Here is a 19,501-nt window from a genome sequence, read left to right on the forward strand (position 1 = left end):
ATAGGCAATAACCAGATAATTCCGTACGGCAGGAGAAACTTGGAATCCTGCCGTTGCTCGGAGTGGCGTGGATTACCTGCTGTAACAGCCATTGGTAATCTCTCGGTAATCTAACGATCGGTAGCTTTTGCACGTCGCCTCGTGCGGCCACCACGCATGGCTGTTGATTCAGCACCGATCGCGGAGAATATCTGCCGATCCAACATCGAACCATTGGCGAAAGGCTGAAACAGCATGCGTATCAGCGCAATCGCGCGCGGCGCGGGACTGGTTCTCGCGGCGGTCCTCGGATTGGGCGCACTCACTGCCACTCCGGCGGTCGCGGCCCCCGAACTCGACCGATATCTCGACCTGCCTCTGGTCAATCGCAATGCGGCGCAGTCGCCCGGTGGCGTGAACCCCGCACTGCCCTACGACCACGCCGAACTGGGCCGGCTACTCGACCAGGCACGGACCGAGGGCGTCGCGCCCACTCGTTATGCCGCGCTGCTGTATCAATATTGGCTGGTCGACGCTACCGAGAAGGCGGGAATCGAGCTGCGAACCTGGGATCCGCGGACCGGAGTCCAGGCCAATCGCGAGAATCTGATCAAGTCGTACCGGTATTACGAAAACCTGCAGCTCGACCACCGGGAATTGCAGTGGGCCGGGATGGGTGGCCAGGTCGGAGCCGACTTCGGTGGCGGCCTGATCGACGCCGAACTGATGGGAACCCTCTACGACCTGCCCGGCATCGCCGATGCCGCGCACGCGGTGCTCGGCGCGGTCCAGCAGGCGGCCGGTCCGCAGGCCGTCGCCATGCTTCCGGAGGGGCTGCGGGCGCTCGCGGAGGCCGCGCCGAGCATCACGCCCGAAGATCTGCACTGGATTCTGGGGATGATCCTGGTGATGCAGAAGAACATCTTCTCCGACCTGATGCCGATGCACGATGCCTACGTCACCGGAGGGCTGGCGGCGCTCTCGGAATTCGAGCGCGCGGGACTGTTCGGCACGGACATCATGGGTGCGTGGCGGAATGTGGCGTCCGGGGATCAGGATCGCATCGCCGCCGGCAATGCGGTACTGCTGCGGCGTGAACAGCAGTGGGCGATCGGCGCGCAATGGGACGAGGTGCGCAACTACAAGGGGCCGGTCGGTGAGGCGATCACCTACCTCAGTGGTGCGGCGGGTTCGCCGTCGGTGGCCGGTGTGGTGCCGCCGCGCGAATTCCGGCCCGTGCGAGTGCCTTTCACCGGCGCCGATGGTCGCGCGATGATATTGACCCTGCCGCTGCCCAGCTGGAACTGGTCGGCGCTCGACCCCCGCTGGGACTACATCACCTCGCAGCTGCTGCCCAAATACAAGTGGCAGGTCGAAAATAATTGGCCCGCACTGGAAGCCACGCTGCGCACTCCGTACGAAGTGCAGCTGGAATCGCATCGGCCACTGCTGAACATTCCCCAGCTGCTGGGCTCGGCCGTACAGGAACTCACGATCACCCCGGCCGGTCAGGAGGGCTGATGAGTACGAATGCGAACCCACTCGTCGGGCCGATCGAGCGCGGATGTCCCGCAATGACACAGGAGGGCTGATCTTCATGCGGAAGTGGCGAACTCTCACGGCGGTCACGGCCGCACTGGCCCTGTGTTGTGCGGCGGTGGGAACCGCTGCGGCGGAACCGGTTCCGCCGCAGACCCCGCCCCTGGGACAGGTCTTCAACGGTTTCGTGGTCGGCTCGCTGCAGGGCGCGTCGCCGGCGAGCCCGCAGGAGGCGTTCGAGGCGTTGCGAGCCGACGATCCGTTCTATCGGGAACCACCGCTGACCGGTTCGGAGAAGCCGGGAACGGTGCTGAAGGCGAAGAAGGTGGACGTCATGTTCACCGGAGTGAAGCCGGCGAATCTCGACGCCTGGAAACTCATGTACGTCACCACGGAACGGGACGGCACGACCCCCGCGATCAGCACCGGAATCCTGATGATTCCGCGAGATGGCAAGCCCGCGAACGAGAAACACGTCATCTCCTACCAAGAGGCCAACGACAGTGTCGGCTGGAGTTGCCATCCCAGCACCCAGTGGACCGGTGGTGATCCGCTCGACGGCGCATCCTGGTCGGCACTCGGGCCGCTGGCGTTGATGTTCGGCAAGGGCTACGCGGTGATGATCTCCGATGTGGGCAATGACGCCGATCGCGCACCGCACGGTGTCTTCGCCGGCAAGTATGCGGCCCACACCCAGCTGGACGGTACCCGCGCGGCGCTGAACTTCCCGGCCGCCGGACTGGATCCCGAGGCGCAGGTCGCGCTGTTCGGAATCGCGGGTGGCGGTGTGGGTGCCGGATTCTCGGCCGAACTGCAACCCACCTACGCGCCCGAGCTGAATGTGAAATCGACTGTGCTGGAAGGCATGGTGGTGGATCCGCGCAACTTCATGCGGGTCGCCGACGGTTCGGTGGGCTCGGGCTTCGCCTTCGCCACTCTGCTCGGCCTGGAGCCGAAATATCCTGAGATGCAGTTGGATTCGAAGTTGAATCCGGCCGGGCAGGCGGTGGCGAAGGTGTTCCGGGGCCAGTGCCAGGACGCCTATTTCAGCATGCCGTTCGTACCGCTGCGGGCGATGTTCAACTCGGGGATCAGCCCCGCCGACGAACCCGCGTTCCAGCATGTGTTCGACGACAACCAGCTCGGCAGGTCCGGCGCCCCGGCGTCGAAGGTGCTCATCACCTCGTGCGCCAAGGACGATTCGCCGATGTCGCTGGTCCCGGCGGCGGATTCCCGGCGGCTCGCCGACACGTACCGGGCGCAGGGCACCGATGTCACCTATCAGCCCACGGACTGCTCGCTGGTCAAGATGCTCACCGACATGTACGGCTGGGGCACCGATCTGTTCGGTATGCAGACCATCGACTGGATGGACAGTCGGTTCGATCGCTAGCGATCGAACCGGAAACGAATCGGGAGGAGGCGCAATGGCTTTCCTGTGGGGCGTGGGTTATCTGCTCACCTTCGGACCTACCGCGATACTGGACATGGTCGGCCGGGCCGTGCAGAGCCTGAGCTGACCGGCGCGGAGCCGAGTGGAAGGGCCCCACCGCGAATCGCGGTGGGGCCCTTCCACTCGGAGCGGCCGGCTACTTGCCCGGTAGTTCGTTGTGCCCGCCGAACGCCTTGCGCATCGCCGAGAGGACCTTGTCCGCGTAGAGTGCTTCGCCGCGCGAGGAGAACCGTTCGTACAGCGCGGTCGACAACACCGGCGCGGGCACGCCCTCGTCGATCGCGGCATGGATGGTCCAGCGGCCCTCGCCCGAATCCGACACCCGTCCACCGAAAGTGGTCAGATCGGGGTCGGCGTGCAGCGCGGAAGCGGTCAGATCGAGCAGCCAGGACGCGACCACCGAGCCGCGGCGCCAGACCTCGGTCACCTCGGGCACATCGATGTCGTACCGATAGTGCTCCGGATTGTCCAGCGGTGACACCTCGGCCGAGTGCGCGTCGTCGGACTCCTTGCCGACATTGGCGTTGTGCAGGATGTTCAGGCCTTCCGCGTAGGCGGCCATCGCACCGTATTCGATGCCGTTGTGCACCATCTTCACGAAGTGCCCGGCGCCCGCGGGACCGCAGTGCAGGTAGCCCTGCTCGGCGGGGGAGGGCTCGCCGGTACGGCCCGGGGTGCGCTCGGCGGCGTCCACCCCCGGCGCGATCGACTTCAGCAACGGCTCGATGTGGGCAACCGTCTCGGCCTCGCCGCCGATCATCAGGCAGTAGCCGCGCTCCAGCCCCCATACGCCGCCGGAGGTACCGATGTCGAGGTAGTGCAGCCCCTTGGGCGCCAGCTCCTTCGCCCGCCGAATGTCCTCGTGGTAGCGGCTGTTACCACCGTCGATGATGATGTCACCAGGTTCGAGCAGCTCGGCGACCCGGTCGATGACCGCGCCGGTGGCGCCGGCCGGAATCATCACCCAGACCACGCGCGGCTTCTCCAGCAGCGCCACGAACGCGGGGTAGTCGGTCGCACCCTGGAACCCGTCACCGAGCTCCTGGGTGAACTCCTCGATCTGGTCCTCGTGCCGCGAGTATCCGACCGCGGTGTGCCCGTCCGCGACGATGCGACGGACGATGTTGGCACCCATTCGGCCGAGCCCGATCATTCCCAGCTGCATGCTCTCTCCTCGAGTCATCCGGGCGTCGGCAGGGCCGAGCTCCGGGTTGCTGTCGCTGCGAGCGCGGCGGTGTAGCTCCGGCGGACCGGTTCACACCGCGACCGTCTTCGATTGTCCCCGGTGGCCCGGGCCAGAATTTCTCAGGTCCAGAAAGAATGGGTGTAACACCCGGAGTCCGATGCCGATAATCAGATCGGCTCCGTGCAGTTGCCAGACCCCCGACCCGGCAACCGCACGGAGCCTTTCGTCGCTCCGGCGCGGCCGTGCTACAGCGGCGTACGCATGAGCACAACGTTGTACTGGTTGTGCATGGTGAGCAGGAAGTACAGATCGCTACCGGTCTGGTACGGATAGATCATCGGCGCGTACATGGTCGGCAGATCCCGCACGTCGATCAGCACCCGCGGTGCGCTCCACGGGCCCTCGGGGCTCGGCGAGGTACGCATGACCACGGAGTCGAACGGATCGGTGGTCAGCATGACGTACTGGCCCAGATGGTCGTTCCACTGCACCGACAGCTCACCCACGCCACCGACGATGGGCTTGGCGGCGTTGGCGTCCTTGGGCTTCCACGCCCCGCCGTCCCAGTACTCGTAGGCGTCGATGTTGGCGATATCGCCTTCTTTGACCCGCGAGACGAATCCGGGATTGTTGCGTCCGGCCGGGGTGCCGTACTTGTAGACGTAGCCGCCGGACTTCAGGAAGGCGTTCTGCTGGAAGTTCTGGAAGCCGCCTTCGGCCCCGCGGCGGGTGGTGGGCAGCTGGGCCCAGGTCTGGCCGTCGTCACCGGAGACCGCCATGGTCGAGAAGTTGGTGTCCCAGTGGCCGTCCGGCCCCCAGTCCCGCACCGACATCATCGACATGTACTGCACGCCGTTGACCGAGATGCCCGCGGTCGGGATGAAGCTGATCTCGATCCCCGGGATCTTCGGGCTGGGCAGCGGATTGTCCACGAAGCTCGTGTAATTGACGCCGGCGGCCGGATTCGCGTCGGCGGGACTGCGGAAAAGGACGTTCGAACGCCAGGCCCAGACGCTGCCCGCCAGCACGTTCGGTACGCCCAGACCGGCCGTATCGCCATAGGCGGTGATCATCTGACCGTGGCCGTCGTCCCACATGATGCCGAGGTCGGTGCCGAGCACATTGTTGTTCTGGGTGCGGTTGGGCGAGGCCATACCGGTGGCCTGGAAGACCGCCTGGGTCGGCCCGGGCAGCTGCGGCAATCCGTTGATGCCGTTGAGGCCGGGGATCGGATTGATGTTGTTCGGGTCGGCTCCGGCGGGGGATGCTGTCAACCCCAGCAGCGCGACCGCCGCGCAAGCTCCAGCCACTGCGGACAGTCGTCTCATATCGGGATCCCTTTCCTCCAGGTGCGCCGTGGGTATTCTGCCTGCCCGCGGGCTGTGATGTGCGATCTGCCGACGACACACGTCGCGTCGGCCGGCACCTCACTGTCTCGGTCGTTCGGTTGTGTATGGCGCACCGACCCCCGGGTACTCCAGCCCGGCCATTATTACCCGGAGTGGTCACCGATGCTCGGCGCCGGTCGCTCTACGCGGGTAACGGACGTGGGCCCTGCCGCACGGCGACAGGGCCCACGATGTCCGGCTGCCCGGCCGGCTCAGCGGGTTTTCAGAGGGGTTTCAGAGGGTTCGCAGGTCGACGGCCGCCGCCATGGCCCGGTATCCGGCGGCATTGGGGTGTTTGTGATCCCCGGAGTCGAAGGCCGGGTTCAGGCGTTCGGAGTCGGCCGGGTCGGCCACGGCACCGTGGAAATCGACTACGGCGTCGTATTCGCCACCGTCACGGATCCAGTCGTTCAGGGCACGGATCTTGGCCGCGGACTTGTCGTTGTAGTACTCGGCTCCCTTCATCGGCAGCAAGGTCGCCCCGATGACCGTCAGCCCGGCTCGGTGGGCGTGGGCGATGAGCTCGCGGTGGCCGTCGATCAGCTGTTGCACCGTCACGTCCGGATTGGGCTTGTAGGTCGGCAGGTCGATTTCGGAGAAGCCGATGTCGTTGAGCCCGCCGAGGACGACGACCGTACGCACACCGCCTATGGCCAGAACGTCCCGGTCGAAGCGATGCAGCGCGCTCTCACCGAACCAGCGGGAGTCGCTGAGAATCATGTTGCCGCCGATACCGGCGTTCAACACCGTGCGTGGGGTGCCGGCGGCGGCGAGTCGTTCGGCCAGTACGTCGGGGTAGCGGTTGTCGGCGTCGTTGTCCGAGCCGAAGCCGTCGGTGATGGAATCGCCGAAGGCAACGATCGACCCGGCGGCGCCGGTGCCGCCGGTCATCTCCACATCGGACAGGAAGTACCACGAGTGGGTCGCGTCGGTGAAGGCGGTGTCCTCGGTGTCGCGGGCATGGTTACCGGCGGCGCGATAGGTGCTGGCGTATCCCTGCGCGTGAAAAGTCGCGGGCCCGGACTTCTCGGCCAGGTACAGGGTCACCGTCGCGTGGTCGGCCGGGGCCAGCCGTAATTCGGCCGGATCGCTGGTGATATCGGCGCCCGGCGCGATGGTCACCGAGTCGTTGCCACCGAAGTGCAAGGGGCGCAGGCTGTTCTGCTGGACCCCGGCCCCGTCCGCGGTGCGGCCGATGGTGGCCGCGGCGATGCGGAGCCCGTCCTTGCCGTAACGATTGGACAGGGTTATCCGTGCGGAGGTTCCGCCACCGCGGACCCGGACCACCTGGCGCACAGTCTGATCGGCGAAGCCGTCGAGTGACCAGTTCGGCTCGAAGCCGGTGCTGGGCTGTTGCATCGGGACCGCCCAGGAGGTCTTCCAGCCCCCCGTCTCGTCGGGAGCCGCCGCGGTGTTCGTGCAGGCGGCCGCTCCGGCGGCGGCGGTGATCGCTACGGTCATGATGGCTATCTTCTTCCAGGTGAACATCGTTCTCTTCGATTCTCGACAGTTGTTGCGGGACAGCTTTATACGCGTCGCTCGAGGGCGCGGGACAGCAGTGCGACGGCCAATGCCGCGACCGCTAGGAGGGCGCCGATCCAGGCCGGCGCGGTGAGACCCAGTCCGTGGTCGATGGCAGTACCGCCGAGCCAGGAAGCAAAGGCGATGCCGATATTGAATGCGGAGATATTCGCCGCCGACCCCATTGTCGATTCGCCGCCTGTGGTTTCGAGCACTCGCATCTGCACTGCCGGAACGATGGCGAAGCCGGTGGCGCCGAGCGCGAGGATCGTGATCGCCGCACCGACCGCATGCGGCGCGGTGAAGACGAATATCGACAGGACCGCGGCGAGTGCCGCCAGCGCGCCGATCACAGTGGGCATCAGTGCGCGGTCGGCGAGCCGGCCCCCGGTGATGTTGCCGCCGAACAACCCGAGTCCGAACACGACGAGCAGCCACGGCACCGCTGCTTCCGGGAGATCGGTGACTTCGGTGAGGATCGGCTCCAGGAAGGTGAACACCGCGAATACCGCGCCGAATCCGAGGGCGGTGGTCAGCAGCGCCAGCCATACCTGCAGTCGCGCGAAGACCGCCAATTGCCCGGCCAGTCCGGTGGATTCGGTGCGCGGCTGATGCGGTACCAGGGTGGTGAGGGCGATCAGGGCGGCCACACCCACCGCGGTGACGGCCCAGAAGGTGGATCGCCAGCCGAACGCTTGGCCGAGGGCCGTTCCGAGCGGCACCCCCGCCACGTTCGCCAGCGTCAGGCCGGTGAACATCATAGCGATCGCGCTGCCCTTGCGCTCCGGCGCGACGAGCCCCGCCGCCACGATCGAGCCGATACCGAAGAATGCGCCGTGGGTGAGAGCGGCGATGATCCGGCCGGTGAGCAACATGCCGTAGCTCGGTGCCAGTGCCGACAGCAGATTGCCCGCGATGAAGATGCCCATCAGCAGCGCCAGCATGGACTTGCGGGGAATGCGGTTGCCCATCGCGGTCATCAGCGGCGCGCCGATCGCTACGCCCGCGGCATAACCCGAGATCAGCAGGCCCGCCGTTGGGACCGAGATGTTCAGATCCGCGCCGATCACTCCCAGCAGGCCCACGATGACGAATTCGGTCAGGCCGATGCCGAACGCGCCGAGTGCCAGGGCGGCGAGCGCGAAGCCCGGGCGATGTGCGGACTGTGCCGGGGCGTCCGCCGTCAGTGTTGTTGTCATATGCGGTCGAACCTTCTTAATGGGAAATTTGTTCCGTTAACGACTGGCGGGATGGTGACCGAGTGCGAGATTCCATGGGTGGGGGGTGTATCCCGGCCGACTTAGACTGGTCGCGTTTCAGATTGCTGGTGAAATGCCGCTGCATCAATGGCCGCCTGCGACACGGTCGATAAGCGAGAGTTATGGAACGGCAGGAGATCGACATCTTCCTCGCCCTGTGCGAGGAGTTGCACTTCGGTAGGACCGCCGAACGTCTCTATCTGTCGCAGGCCCGGGTGAGCCAGACGATCAAACGGTTGGAGAGCCGGTTCGGCGCACCGCTTTTCGAGCGGACCAGTCGGCAGGTTCGGCTCGCGCCGGTGGGCCGGTCGTTGCGCGACGATCTGGTTCCGGTTCGCGCGCAACTGGACAGCGCGATCGAGCGTGCTTACGCCGCTGCCAGGAGCGTCGAAGGAGTCCTGCGCGTCGGATATCTGGGCGGTCTGGCGGCGAGTGTCCTGGTCGATTCCGTCGTCGTGTTCCGCGCCCGCCATCCCGAGTGCGAGGTGCATGCCCGCGAGGTCCACCTCGGCGATGTATTCGGGCCATTGCGGCGCGACGAACTCGATGTGATCATCAGCCACTCGCCGGTCGGTGAGCGAGACCTGATAGCCGGGCCGGTGCTGGTCACCGAGCCCACCGGCCTGCTGGTACCGCGCGGCAACCGCATCGCGCGCAGCAGTTCGATCGACATCGATGTGCCGGATACCGAGGCGATATCGATCGGCGGTCCGTCCAGCGGGTATTGGCGGCGCTACCTGGATGAGACCTGGCGGATCACCTCGTCCACCGTGGACACGGCACAGACCTGGGAGGACGTGCTGACGACGGTGAGCTTCGGAGCGGGCGTCCACCCGGCCGGTGCGCACGCCGAGCTGCATTATCCGCGGCGCGGGACGGTGTATGTGCCCTTCGAAAACGGACACGGTCATGTCTGGCGGCCGGTGTGGGCGCCCGGCGCGGACAACGAGCGTTTGCGAGCCTTCGTGCAGACCATGCTCGATGTGGTCGCCGATCGAGGTCGGCGGTACTACTACGCCGATCGGCCGGACGAACGGGTCGCTCAGCGGCGACCATGAGCGGCTGATCCCGGGAACCGGCGGCCCCCGTGTGTCGTCCGGGCGCTGAACTCGACGGCGGACACCAACGCGAAGGCCCGCCTACCGAATCGCCGGTAGGCGGGCCTTCGCGTTGGTGCTCAGTTTCTCTCGGTGCTCAGCGGATCTCGAATCAGAAAGCCGCTTCGTCGAGCTCCATGATGTCGTTGTCCAGGTTGGACAGCACCGTGCGGACCGAGGTCAGCTCAGGCAGCACGTTGCGGGCGAAGAACTGCGCGACACCGATCTTGCCCTGGTAGAAGGACTCGTCGGCGCCGGTCGCGCCATTGTCGAGCGCCTTGATGGCGATCTCGGCCTGACGCAGCAGCGACCAGCCGATCAGCAGATCGCCGACGGCCAGCAGGAACCGCACCGAACCCAGGCCGACCTTGTACAGCTCCTTGGTGTCCTCCTGCGCGCCCATCAGGTGGCCGGTCAGGGTGGCGGCCATGGCCTGCACATCCTCGAGGGCGGTGGCCAGCAGCTTGCGCTCGGCCTTCAGGCGGCCGTTACCGGCCTCCGAGTCGATGAACTTCTGCACCTGGCCGGCGACGTGCGCCAGTGCCACACCGCGGTCGCGGGCGATCTTGCGGAAGAAGAAGTCCTGCGCCTGGATGGCGGTGGTGCCCTCGTAGAGCGAGTCGATCTTCGCGTCGCGGATGTACTGCTCGATCGGGTAGTCCTGCAGGAAGCCGGAGCCACCGAAGGTCTGCAGCGAATCGGTCAGGTACTGGTAGGCCCGCTCCGAACCCACACCCTTGACGATCGGCAGCAGCAGATCGTTGACCCGGAACGCCAGGTCCTTGTCCGCACCCGAGACGAGCTGTGCGATGTCCTCGTTCTGGTGGGCGGCGGTGTAGAGGTAGATGGCGCGCAGGCCCTCGGCGTACGCCTTCTGGGTCATCAGCGAACGGCGCACATCGGGGTGGTGGGTGATGGTGACGCGCGGTGCGGTCTTGTCGGTCATCTGGGTCAGATCCGCACCCTGGACCCGCTGCTTGGCGTAGTCCAGCGCGTTCAGGTAACCGGTCGACAGGGTCGCGATGGCCTTGGTGCCCACCATCATGCGGGCGTTCTCGATCACGTCGAACATCTGCGCGATGCCGTTGTGCACCTCGCCGACCAGCCAGCCCTTGGCCGGAACGCCGTGGCCGCCGAAGGTGACCTCACAGGTGGCCGAGACCTTCAGGCCCATCTTGTGCTCGACGTTGGTGACGAAGACGCCATTACGGTCGCCCAGGGTCTGGGTCTCGAAGTCGAAGTGGAACTTCGGCACGAAGAACAGCGACAGGCCCTTGGTGCCCGGGCCGGCGCCCTCGGGACGAGCCAGCACCAGGTGGAAGATGTTCTCGAACATGTCGTCCGAGTCACCGGAAGTGATGAAACGCTTGACGCCCTCGATGTGCCAGGTGCCGTCCTCCTGCTGCACGGCCTTCGTGCGGCCGGCGCCGACATCGGAACCGGCATCCGGCTCGGTCAGCACCATGGTGGCGCCCCAGTTGCGCTCGACGGCGATCTCGGCCCACTTCTTCTGCTCGTCGGTGGCGTTGTTCCAGAAGATCTGGCCGAACGGACCACCGGCGGCGTACATCGCGACGGCCGGGTTGGCGCCCAGGATCATCTCGTTGAGGGCCCAGACCACCGAACGCGGCGCGGGCAGACCGCCCAGCTCCTCGTTCAGGCCGACCTTGTTCCAGCCGGCCTCTTCGTAGGCCTTGAAGGACTTCTTGAACGACTCCGGGATCGAGACACTGTGAGTGTTGGGATCGAAGACCGGCGGGTTGCGGTCCGCATCGGCGAAGGACTCGGCAACCGGTCCCTCGGCCAGGCGGCGTACCTCGTCGATGATGTTCTTCACGGTGTCGGTGTCCAGGTCACCGTAGGCGCCGGAATCCAGTACCGAACCGAGGCCGAGCACCTCGAAGAGGTTGAACTCGAGGTCGCGGACGTTGCTCTTGTAATGGCCCATCTCTGTTACTCACTCTCCGTTGAGTCGGTGCGGTCGGTGTAGGTGCCGTTCCCGCCCATGTGTCTCCACACCGGGTAGTCGATCGGAATATCCGCCCTCTACTCGCGGGTAACTTACAGCGTATATTACCCATGGGTAATGCGCATGGAAAGCGCTGACCGGGCGATGTGATGAGCGGAACAGAATTTTCTGCCTCCGCTTCGCTCCGGCGGGTGCTCGGCCCCCTGTACCTCGGTTTTTCACTTCCCCGGTCGCCGCGCTCCCTCCCTCCGGTGCTGCAGACACGAGGCGGGCCGAGAACCGCTCGGGTGAACTGTTCACAGGCAGCGCTTCTCGCAGCTCGAGTCACCCGTTGTGGGTGATGTTCACCGGTCGTCTCGACGGCAGGGTCTCCGGCAGGTTGTGCACCTGCTGCCGAAGGAGGCCACTGTGCCGGATTCGAAGCCGAACATCCTCGTGATCTGGGGCGATGACATCGGGATCACCAATCTCAGCTGCTACAGCGACGGCCTGATGGGCTATCGCACCCCGAATATCGATCGGCTCGCGGAGGAGGGCATGCGGTTCACCGACTCCTACGGTGAGCAGAGTTGCACGGCCGGGCGCGCGTCGTTCATCACCGGGCAGAGTGTGTATCGGACCGGGATGAGCAAGGTGGGTGTGCCGGGCGCGGGCATCGGCGTCGATCCGCAGGACCCGACCATCGCCGAACTACTGAAACCGCTCGGTTACGCGACCGGGCAGTTCGGCAAGAACCACCTGGGCGACCTCAACAAGTTCCTGCCGACCGTGCGCGGATTCGACGAATTCTTCGGCAACCTCTACCACTTGAACGCGGAGGAGGAGCCCGAACTCCCGGACTACCCGCACAAGGACACCTACCCACGCCTGTACGACCTGCAACGCCCGCGCGGGGTGATCCATTCGTGGGCGACCGACGAGGACGACCCCACCGAGGACCCGCGGTTCGGGCGCATCGGTAAACAGCGCGTCGAGGACACCGGGCCGCTCACCAAGAAGCGGATGGAAACGATCGACGAAGAAGTGGCCGAGGCCTGCGTCGACTATCTGTCCCGGCAGCAGAAGGCCGGTACGCCGTTCTTCGTCTGGCTGAACTTCACCCACATGCATCTGCGTACCCATACGAAGCCGGAAAGTGTTGGGCAGGCGGGAGTGTGGCAGTCGCCCTACCACGACACGATGATCGATCACGATCGCAATGTGGGCCGGGTGCTGGACGCTCTCGACGAACTCGGCCTGGCCGAGAACACGATCGTCATCTACAGCACCGACAACGGCCCGCACGCCAACACCTGGCCCGACGGTGCGACCACGCCGTTCCGCAGTGAGAAGGACACCAACTGGGAAGGCGCGTTCCGCGTGCCCGAGGTGATCCGCTGGCCGGGCCGAATCCCGGCGGGGTCGGTCTCCAACGACATTGTGCAGCACCATGATTGGCTCCCCACCTTCCTCGCCGCGGCGGGGGAGCCCGATATCGTCGACAAGCTGAAGAAGGGTTATCCGGCCGGAGACAAGACTTTCCGCGTCCACATCGACGGCTACAATCTGCTGCCCTATCTGACCGGCGAGGCCGAGCACAGCCCCCGGCGCGGAATGGTGTACTTCTCCGACGATTGCGATGTGCTCGGGATCCGGTTCGAGAACTGGAAGATCGTCTTCATGGAGCAGCGCAAGACGGGAACGCTCGGAATCTGGGCGGAACCGTTCACCGCACTGCGGGTGCCGAAGCTGTTCAATCTGCGCACCGATCCGTTCGAGCGAGCCGATGTCACGTCGAACACCTACTGGGACTGGTTCCTGGACCACGACTACATCGCCTTCTACGGCACCGCGATCTGTACCGCGTTCCTGGAGACGTTCAAGGAATTCCCGCCGCGACAGGAACCGGCCAGCTTCACCATCGATCACGCGGTCACCAAACTGCACGAATTCCTGGCCCGGGACTGACCTGTGCCCGCGCTGGAGACCTGGAACGACGGTGAAACCACGGCGGCGATAGTCGATTTCGTCGACCGTGTCACCGATCGGAACGGTCCGGATTTCGTGGAACCGGCGGCTCGCGTCGCGGTATTCGACAACGACGGCACCCTGTGGTGTGAGAAGCCGATGCCGATCCAGCTGGATTTCACGATCCGCCGGATGGGCGAATTGGCCGGACAGGAACCGGAATTGCGCAGCGAGCAGCCGTGGAAGGCGGCCTACGAGCAGGATCTGCAATGGCTCGGTGCGGCGATGGTCAAGCACTATCACGGCGATGACGGCGATCTGAAGTTGTTGATGGGTGCGGTGACTCGCGCTTTCGGTGAGATCACCGTGGACGACTACGACGCCCGGGTGGCGGAGTTCTTCGGCACGGCCGGTCATCCGACGCTGTCGCGCCCGTACCGCCGGTGTGGATTCGTGCCGATGGTGGATCTGCTGCGGTATCTGGAGGCGAATGAATTCACCACCTACATCGCCTCCGGGGGCGACCGGGATTTCATGCGCCCGGTCGCCGGTGAGCTCTACGGGGTGCCGCCGGAGCGGGTGATCGGCAGTGCGCTGGGCATCACCTACCGGGAACGGGAGGGCCGCACCGATCTGCTGTACAAGTCCGCGATGGACTTCTTCGACGACGGTCCCGAGAAGCCGATCCGGATCTGGAGCCGGATCGGCCGCCGCCCGATCCTCTCGGTCGGCAATTCCAACGGTGATCTGCCGATGATGTCCTATTCCGAACTCGACGGCGCGCCTGCGTTGCGGCTGTTGATCCTGCACGACGACGCCGACCGCGAATTCGACTATGTCGCCGGTGCCGAGGACGCCCTCGATTACGCGCGTCGCGCCGGATGGACGGTGGTCAGCATGAAGAATGACTGGCGCGAGATCTTCACCCCCGAACCGAGCTGATTTCCGGAACTCGGAGCCAGGAGACGCACGCGCAATGGATATTTCGCTCGCCACCGCATTGCGGCAGATTCCCGCGCAGACCTTCACCATGGGATCCGATCGGCACTATCCGGAGGAGCGACCCGCCCACGAGGTGACCGTCGATGCGTTCGCCATCGAGTCCCGGCAGGTCACCAATGCCGAATACGAGCGGTTCGTCGCCGATACCGGATATGTCACCGTCGCCGAGCGACCGCTGGATCCCGCGGACTTTCCCGGCGCACCCGCACAGAATCTGCAACCCGGTTCGATGGTGTTCGCCCGGACGTCGGGGCCGGTGGATCTGCGGCACCTGAATCTGTGGTGGCGGTGGACGCCGGGGGCATCGTGGCGGCATCCGGAAGGCCCGGGTTCCGCGGTCGCCGAACGTGCCGACCACCCCGTCGTGCACATCGCCCACGAGGATGCCGCCGCCTACGCCCACTGGAGGGGCCGTCGCCTGCCGACCGAGGCGCAGTGGGAAGCCGCCGCGCGCGGTGGACTCGACGGGGCCGAGTACACCTGGGGCGAGGACAACGATGCCGGCCCACGAGCCAACTATTGGCACGGGGATTTCCCCTGGCGCCCGGATACCGGATACGGGCACACCACCGCGGTCGGTTCCCATCCGCCCAATGCCTACGGGCTTTTCGATATGGCGGGCAATGTCTGGGAGTGGACCGACGACTGGTACACCGCGCGGCATTCCGGCGCCGGCGGGTGCTGTGCACCGCGCAATCCACGCGGTGGCCGGGTGGAGCAGAGCTACGACCCACGTCAACCACAGTTCCGGGTTCCGCGCAAGGTGATCAAGGGCGGCTCGTTCCTGTGCGCCGACAGCTACTGCCGCCGCTATCGCCCCGCCGCCCGGCGTCCGCAGATGATCGACACCGGTATGAGCCATATCGGATTCCGCTGTGTGGGCGACAGTGTGACCGGCGACTGACCTGGGCCACGGGCGATCGGCGTCGCCTCGCGGCAGTGCGGGCCGGGCCGGGGATTACCGTGGGGGTGTGCGCATCGAGACGAATGCGGGGGCCGCCGAGGTCGAGGTCGATTCCGGCGCGGGTGAACGATTCCTGCTGGTACTGACCCACGGGTCCGGTGGTGGGGTGGAGACGAAGGATCTACTCGCGGTACGCGACCGCGCCGTCGAGCTGGGTGGGGTGGTCGCCCGCGTGGTGCAGCCGTACCGCGTGGCGGGGCGGCGGGCGCCCGGATCCGTGCCGGTTCAGGACGCGGCCTGGGCGGTGATCGTGACGGCCTTGCGCAAGCAGGTGCCGGGAGTGCCGGTGATTCAGGGCGGCCGCAGCAACGGGGCCCGTGTCGCCTGCCGCACCGCCGTCGTTCTCGGCGTGAAAGGCGTGCTGGCGCTGTCATTTCCGTTGCATCCGCCGGGGAAGCCGGAGAAGACGCGCCGGGAAGAACTGCTGGCGGCCTCGGAGCATCTCGATGTGGTGGTGATCAACGGCGAGCGCGATCCGTTCGGCATTCCCGACCCGGCAGCTGCCGCCGAGGTGAAAGTGATTCCCGGCCAGCCGCATTCGTTCCGCTCCGGAATGGATCTCATCGCCGACACCGCCGAGCCGTGGTTGCGGCGCTGGGCCGGACTCGGCTGAGCCGTCCCCCGCGGCGATCCGGGTGGCGAAATCCTGCCGGTGACAACAAATCTGGGAAGTCCCCTCCGGGAAAACCCTGATGTGCCGGTGTGAAACTGCCGATAACATGGGCGGAGGTCGGGATTTCGAGAGGAGAACATCCCCATGATCCGAGGTCTTCGACCGCATTCCGCCCCCGGTCGCGTGCTGGCGGGTGTCGCGGTCACCCTCGCCACCGTCGGCGGATTCGGGTTCGCGGCGGCGGGCACCGCGAACGCGTCCTGCGATGCGCCGTCCTGCGCCGCAAATGGATTCGCTGCCCTGGAAACCGACGTGACCGGCCCCGCAGACCACAGTGCCGGTGATCCCAGCAGCGGTGATCGATCCGGTGCCGATCACAGCACACCCGGTGCCGATCACAGCACACCCGGTCCCGATCACAGCACGCCCGCGCCCGGTCGCAGCGACAACGTGATCGACGACAGCCGTGACGCTTTCGGCTACGACCGGTTCGGGCGGGATCGTTCGGGTTACGACCGCCAGGGTTTCGACACCTTCGGTCGTGACCGGTTCGGCCGCGATCGGTTCGGGCGGGACAGTTCGGGTTACGACAGCGACGGTTACGACTCCTTCGGTCGTGACGCATCCGGCCGCGACCGCCAGGGCTACGACCGGTTCGGCCGGGATCGGTTCGGCCGTGATCGGTTCGGTGACGGCGGGGATGGGCATCGCCCCGCACCGGCGCCGTTCCCCACCGGCAGCGCCGGGCTGTAACCGCCCGCGCTACTGCTCGGCGGCCGCCTGCTCGTCGAGGTCGGGAATGGTGCGGGTGGCGACGACGAGAGCGTCGATGGCATCGCCGCTCTCGGTCGGTCGCAGCACCCGATGGGCCGTATCGACCCGGATGTGTTCCGTCGCAGCCAGATCGGCGATCACGTCGTCCGGAGTGAAGAGGATGTCCGGGTCCTGCGGGCCGCCCTGGCCTTCGGTGATGTTGGTGGTGTCGTGCCCCAGGACGAGCAGGATGCCACCCGGGCTCAGCCGCTCGGCCGCCGACAGCAGCAGGGTGCGCCGCTGTGCGGGGGGCAGATGGATGTAGACGGCCAGAATCAATTCGAACGGGCCGTCGATATCCGCGCCCGGCAGATCGGTGACATCGGCGCACTGCCAGGTGATCCTCGCACGCACCGAGCGGGACAGCCGCGAGGCGACGGTGCGGCCCTTGTCGATACCGACCTGTGAGAAGTCGACCGCCCGTACATCCCAGCCGTGCGTCGCCAGCCAGAGGGCATGGCGCCCCTCACCGGCGGCCAGATCGAGGGCGCGCGGCAGCGCGGGAGGTTCTTCGCCGGGTGCGTCCGGCACCAGCCTGATGCGCCGTTCCAGACCGAAAACATGTTCCACGACGGTCGCATTCGGCGGTGCGCCCCACACCAGCTCGCTCTGCGCGTAGCGCGTGTCCCATTCGGCGGCGTCCATGCGTCGAGTCTATGGGGTCGCAGTGGGCGGCCGAGCCGATCCCGGCACGCGCTCCCGTCGAACGAATGCCCGGCCGAGAACCTCGGCCGGGCATCGTGCGCGCGCGGACTACAGCGTCGTGTGCATGAGGATCACGTTGTACTGACTGTGCACGGTGGTGAGGAAATACAGTTCGCGCCCGGTCTGATACGGGAAGATCGACGGCGCGTAGGCGGTCGGCAATTCCCGGGTGTCGATCAGTACCTCCGGCGGACTCCACGGTCCCTCCGGTGCCGAGGACCGGCGCATCACCACCGAATTCCACGGATCGGTGGTCAGCATGACGTACTGCCCGAGATAGTCGTTCCACATCACCGACATCTCGGCCACTCCGCCGGTGATCGGCCGGGCGGCGTTCACGTCACCTCGTCGCCATCCGCCGCCGTCCCAGTACTCGTACTCACCGAGATTCTGGATCGCGTTCTCCCGCACCCGCGCGACGTAGGCGTCATGGTTGCGGCCCGACGGTGTGCCGTATTCGTAGACCCAGCCGCCACTCTTCACGAACGAGTTCATCTGGAAGTTCGCATCGCCACCGACATTGGGACGTCGGGTGAAATCGAGATCGGCCCAGGTCTCACCGTTGTCGGCGGAGGCGGCCAGACCGGAATAGTTGGTGGTCCACTGGCCGACGTCGTCCCAGCTCTTGACCGACATCAGACTCATGTATTGCACACCGTCCGCGGAGATGCCGGCGGTCGGGATGCGGCTGATCTCGATGAACGGAATCTTCGGGCTGGGAACGAGATCCCGGGCCTGGCCGAACACGTCACGGACGGCACTGTCGAAGAAGATCCCGCCGGACGGATCGTGGGTGTGACTGCGCACCAGAATATTGCTGCGCCAGGCCCAGAAACTGCCGGCGAGCAGATTCGGCAGACCGACTCCGGCGGTATCGCCGAAGGCGGTGAGCATTTCGCCCCGACCGTTGTCCCACATGATTCCCAGGTCCGTCCCGAGCACGTTGTAGTTCTCGGTGGCATTCGGGCTCGCCATCCCGGTCACCTGGAAGATCGCCCGGGACCGGCCGACCAGATTCGGCAGGCCGTTCGTGCCGTTGAGTACCGGAATCGGATTGATGGCGTTGGGGTTGGCCGCCGCCGGTGTGTTCACGGTGAGTAGCAAAGCCGAAACACCCGCTATCGCAGACAGCAGGACGGATGCGGTCTTGGACAAATTTGTGCCCTTCCCGTTCGCGCCGATACCGCCCCCGGGATTCATCGGCTTCGCTGGCAAAGTGTGGAAATGTTAACAGCGAATCGGCTGCACAGGGGGTTTCCCGGAGACTGTTTCGGGGAATTACTTCGCTGGTCGTGTGTTTTTTGGTGGATCTACCGACGACCGAGCGCCTGGCGGACCAGCAGCGGGAGTTGGGTGGCGCGTTCGATTCCGAGAGTGCGGCGGGTTCCGGCCGTCCAACTGCGGTCGAACAATCGTTTCGCGGCCGCGACTGCCGATGCGGGGCGGGCTGCGATGCGGTCGGCCACCTTCTCGGCCTCGGCGCGCGGATCCTCGCTCACCTGCGTGATCAGCCCGATGCGCTCGGCATGGGCGGCGTCGACCGGATCGGCGGTCATGGTGAGCAGCAATGCCTTGTCCACACCGACCAGGCGCGACAATGTGACCGCACCCGACATATCCGGAACGAGGCCGTGTGCCACCTCCATGACGGCGAAATCGGAATCCGGTGCGGCGAAACGGAAATCGGCGGCCAGGGCCAATTGCAATCCGCCGCCGAAACAATGTCCGTGCACGGCGGCGATCACCGGCTGCGGCAGTCGTCGCCACGCCCAGCACGCCTCCTGGAAGGTATTGGTACCCAGCCACGGAATCGGCAGGAAATTGCGGACGATACTCAGCGGATCGCCGGTCGCCTTCGCGATATCCAGACCGCTGGAGAAACTCGGGCCGTTGCCGGCGAGGATCACCGCGCGAATGTCGTCGCGCCGGCCGACGACCCGGGCCACCCGGACCAGATCGTTCAGCATCTCGATGGTGAGCCCGTTGTGTTTATCGGGCCGATCCAGTTCGACGTAGGCGCGATCACCGTCGAAGGTCAGGGAAACGTTGCTCATCGCTCACTCCGT

16 protein-coding genes are annotated in these 19,501 nt (G+C 65.9%); 8 read left to right on the top strand and 8 right to left on the bottom strand.

The window, feature by feature from the left end:
- The first annotated feature begins 234 nt into the window (after positions 1–234).
- Both AB0L57_RS08200 and AB0L57_RS08205 read left to right on the top strand, forming a co-directional pair.
- Positions 235–1,500 (top strand): hypothetical protein, encoded by a 1,266-nt coding sequence (locus AB0L57_RS08200; RefSeq protein WP_364958865.1) that lies wholly within the window; start codon positions 235–237, stop codon positions 1,498–1,500.
- 76 nt (positions 1,501–1,576) lie between these two features.
- Positions 1,577–2,911, top strand: a complete 1,335-nt coding sequence (locus AB0L57_RS08205) for a lipase family protein (protein ID WP_364958867.1) — start codon at positions 1,577–1,579, stop codon at positions 2,909–2,911.
- Between the two features lie 196 nt (positions 2,912–3,107).
- On the opposite strand, the gene gnd is transcribed toward AB0L57_RS08205, so the two are convergent.
- The 4 genes from gnd to AB0L57_RS08225 all read right to left on the bottom strand — a co-directional run bounded on the left by gnd (position 3,108) and on the right by AB0L57_RS08225 (position 8,265).
- Entirely contained in the window at positions 3,108–4,136 is a 1,029-nt protein-coding gene (gnd, locus tag AB0L57_RS08210; protein ID WP_364958869.1) for a phosphogluconate dehydrogenase (NAD(+)-dependent, decarboxylating), read from the bottom strand.
- Positions 4,137–4,402: 266 nt separating this feature from the next.
- Positions 4,403–5,485 (bottom strand): DUF4185 domain-containing protein, encoded by a 1,083-nt coding sequence (locus AB0L57_RS08215; protein WP_364958871.1) that lies wholly within the window; start codon positions 5,483–5,485, stop codon positions 4,403–4,405.
- Between the two features lie 294 nt (positions 5,486–5,779).
- A complete protein-coding gene (locus tag AB0L57_RS08220; protein ID WP_364958873.1) occupies positions 5,780–7,006 on the bottom strand; it encodes an SGNH/GDSL hydrolase family protein in 1,227 nt (408 codons plus the stop codon).
- 65 nt (positions 7,007–7,071) lie between these two features.
- The gene (locus AB0L57_RS08225; protein ID WP_364958875.1) at positions 7,072–8,265 is read right to left on the bottom strand and encodes an MFS transporter; all 1,194 of its coding nucleotides are present in this window, start codon (positions 8,263–8,265) and stop codon (positions 7,072–7,074) included.
- 182 nt (positions 8,266–8,447) lie between these two features.
- On the opposite strand from AB0L57_RS08225, the gene AB0L57_RS08230 reads away from it, so the two are divergent.
- The gene (locus AB0L57_RS08230; protein WP_364958877.1) at positions 8,448–9,383 is read left to right on the top strand and encodes a LysR family transcriptional regulator; all 936 of its coding nucleotides are present in this window, start codon (positions 8,448–8,450) and stop codon (positions 9,381–9,383) included.
- Between the two features lie 151 nt (positions 9,384–9,534).
- Here AB0L57_RS08230 and AB0L57_RS08235 read toward each other — a convergent pair whose 3' ends face one another.
- Entirely contained in the window at positions 9,535–11,370 is a 1,836-nt protein-coding gene (locus AB0L57_RS08235) for an acyl-CoA dehydrogenase (protein WP_364958879.1), read from the bottom strand.
- Positions 11,371–11,799: 429 nt separating this feature from the next.
- Between AB0L57_RS08235 and AB0L57_RS08240 the strand changes: the two genes are divergently transcribed.
- The 5 genes from AB0L57_RS08240 to AB0L57_RS08260 all read left to right on the top strand — a co-directional run bounded on the left by AB0L57_RS08240 (position 11,800) and on the right by AB0L57_RS08260 (position 16,670).
- Positions 11,800–13,338: an arylsulfatase gene (locus tag AB0L57_RS08240; RefSeq protein WP_364958881.1), complete on the top strand. Its 1,539-nt coding sequence runs from the start codon at positions 11,800–11,802 to the stop codon at positions 13,336–13,338.
- Positions 13,339–13,341: 3 nt separating this feature from the next.
- Positions 13,342–14,280, top strand: coding sequence for an HAD family hydrolase (locus AB0L57_RS08245; RefSeq protein WP_364958883.1), 939 nt, complete (start codon positions 13,342–13,344; stop codon positions 14,278–14,280).
- Positions 14,281–14,314: 34 nt separating this feature from the next.
- A complete protein-coding gene (locus tag AB0L57_RS08250; RefSeq protein WP_364958885.1) occupies positions 14,315–15,244 on the top strand; it encodes a formylglycine-generating enzyme family protein in 930 nt (309 codons plus the stop codon).
- A 67-nt stretch (positions 15,245–15,311) separates the two neighbouring features.
- On the top strand, positions 15,312–15,917 hold the full coding sequence (locus AB0L57_RS08255) for an alpha/beta family hydrolase (protein ID WP_364958887.1): 606 nt from the start codon (positions 15,312–15,314) through the stop codon (positions 15,915–15,917).
- A 144-nt stretch (positions 15,918–16,061) separates the two neighbouring features.
- Positions 16,062–16,670 (top strand): hypothetical protein, encoded by a 609-nt coding sequence (locus tag AB0L57_RS08260; RefSeq protein WP_364958888.1) that lies wholly within the window; start codon positions 16,062–16,064, stop codon positions 16,668–16,670.
- Positions 16,671–16,679: 9 nt separating this feature from the next.
- On the opposite strand, the gene AB0L57_RS08265 is transcribed toward AB0L57_RS08260, so the two are convergent.
- The 3 genes from AB0L57_RS08265 to AB0L57_RS08275 form a co-directional block, all read right to left on the bottom strand.
- A complete protein-coding gene (locus tag AB0L57_RS08265) occupies positions 16,680–17,375 on the bottom strand; it encodes a methyltransferase domain-containing protein (RefSeq protein ID WP_364958890.1) in 696 nt (231 codons plus the stop codon).
- 108 nt (positions 17,376–17,483) lie between these two features.
- Positions 17,484–18,590: a DUF4185 domain-containing protein gene (locus AB0L57_RS08270; RefSeq protein WP_364958892.1), complete on the bottom strand. Its 1,107-nt coding sequence runs from the start codon at positions 18,588–18,590 to the stop codon at positions 17,484–17,486.
- Between the two features lie 155 nt (positions 18,591–18,745).
- Complete coding sequence (locus AB0L57_RS08275) at positions 18,746–19,489, bottom strand: crotonase/enoyl-CoA hydratase family protein (protein WP_364958894.1); 744 nt, start codon at positions 19,487–19,489, stop codon at positions 18,746–18,748.
- Positions 19,490–19,501: the final 12 nt, after the last annotated feature.

It is taken from the genome of Nocardia sp. NPDC052254 (genome assembly GCF_040679495.1).
In the GTDB taxonomy this organism is placed as follows: Bacteria; Actinomycetota; Actinomycetes; order Mycobacteriales; family Mycobacteriaceae; genus Nocardia.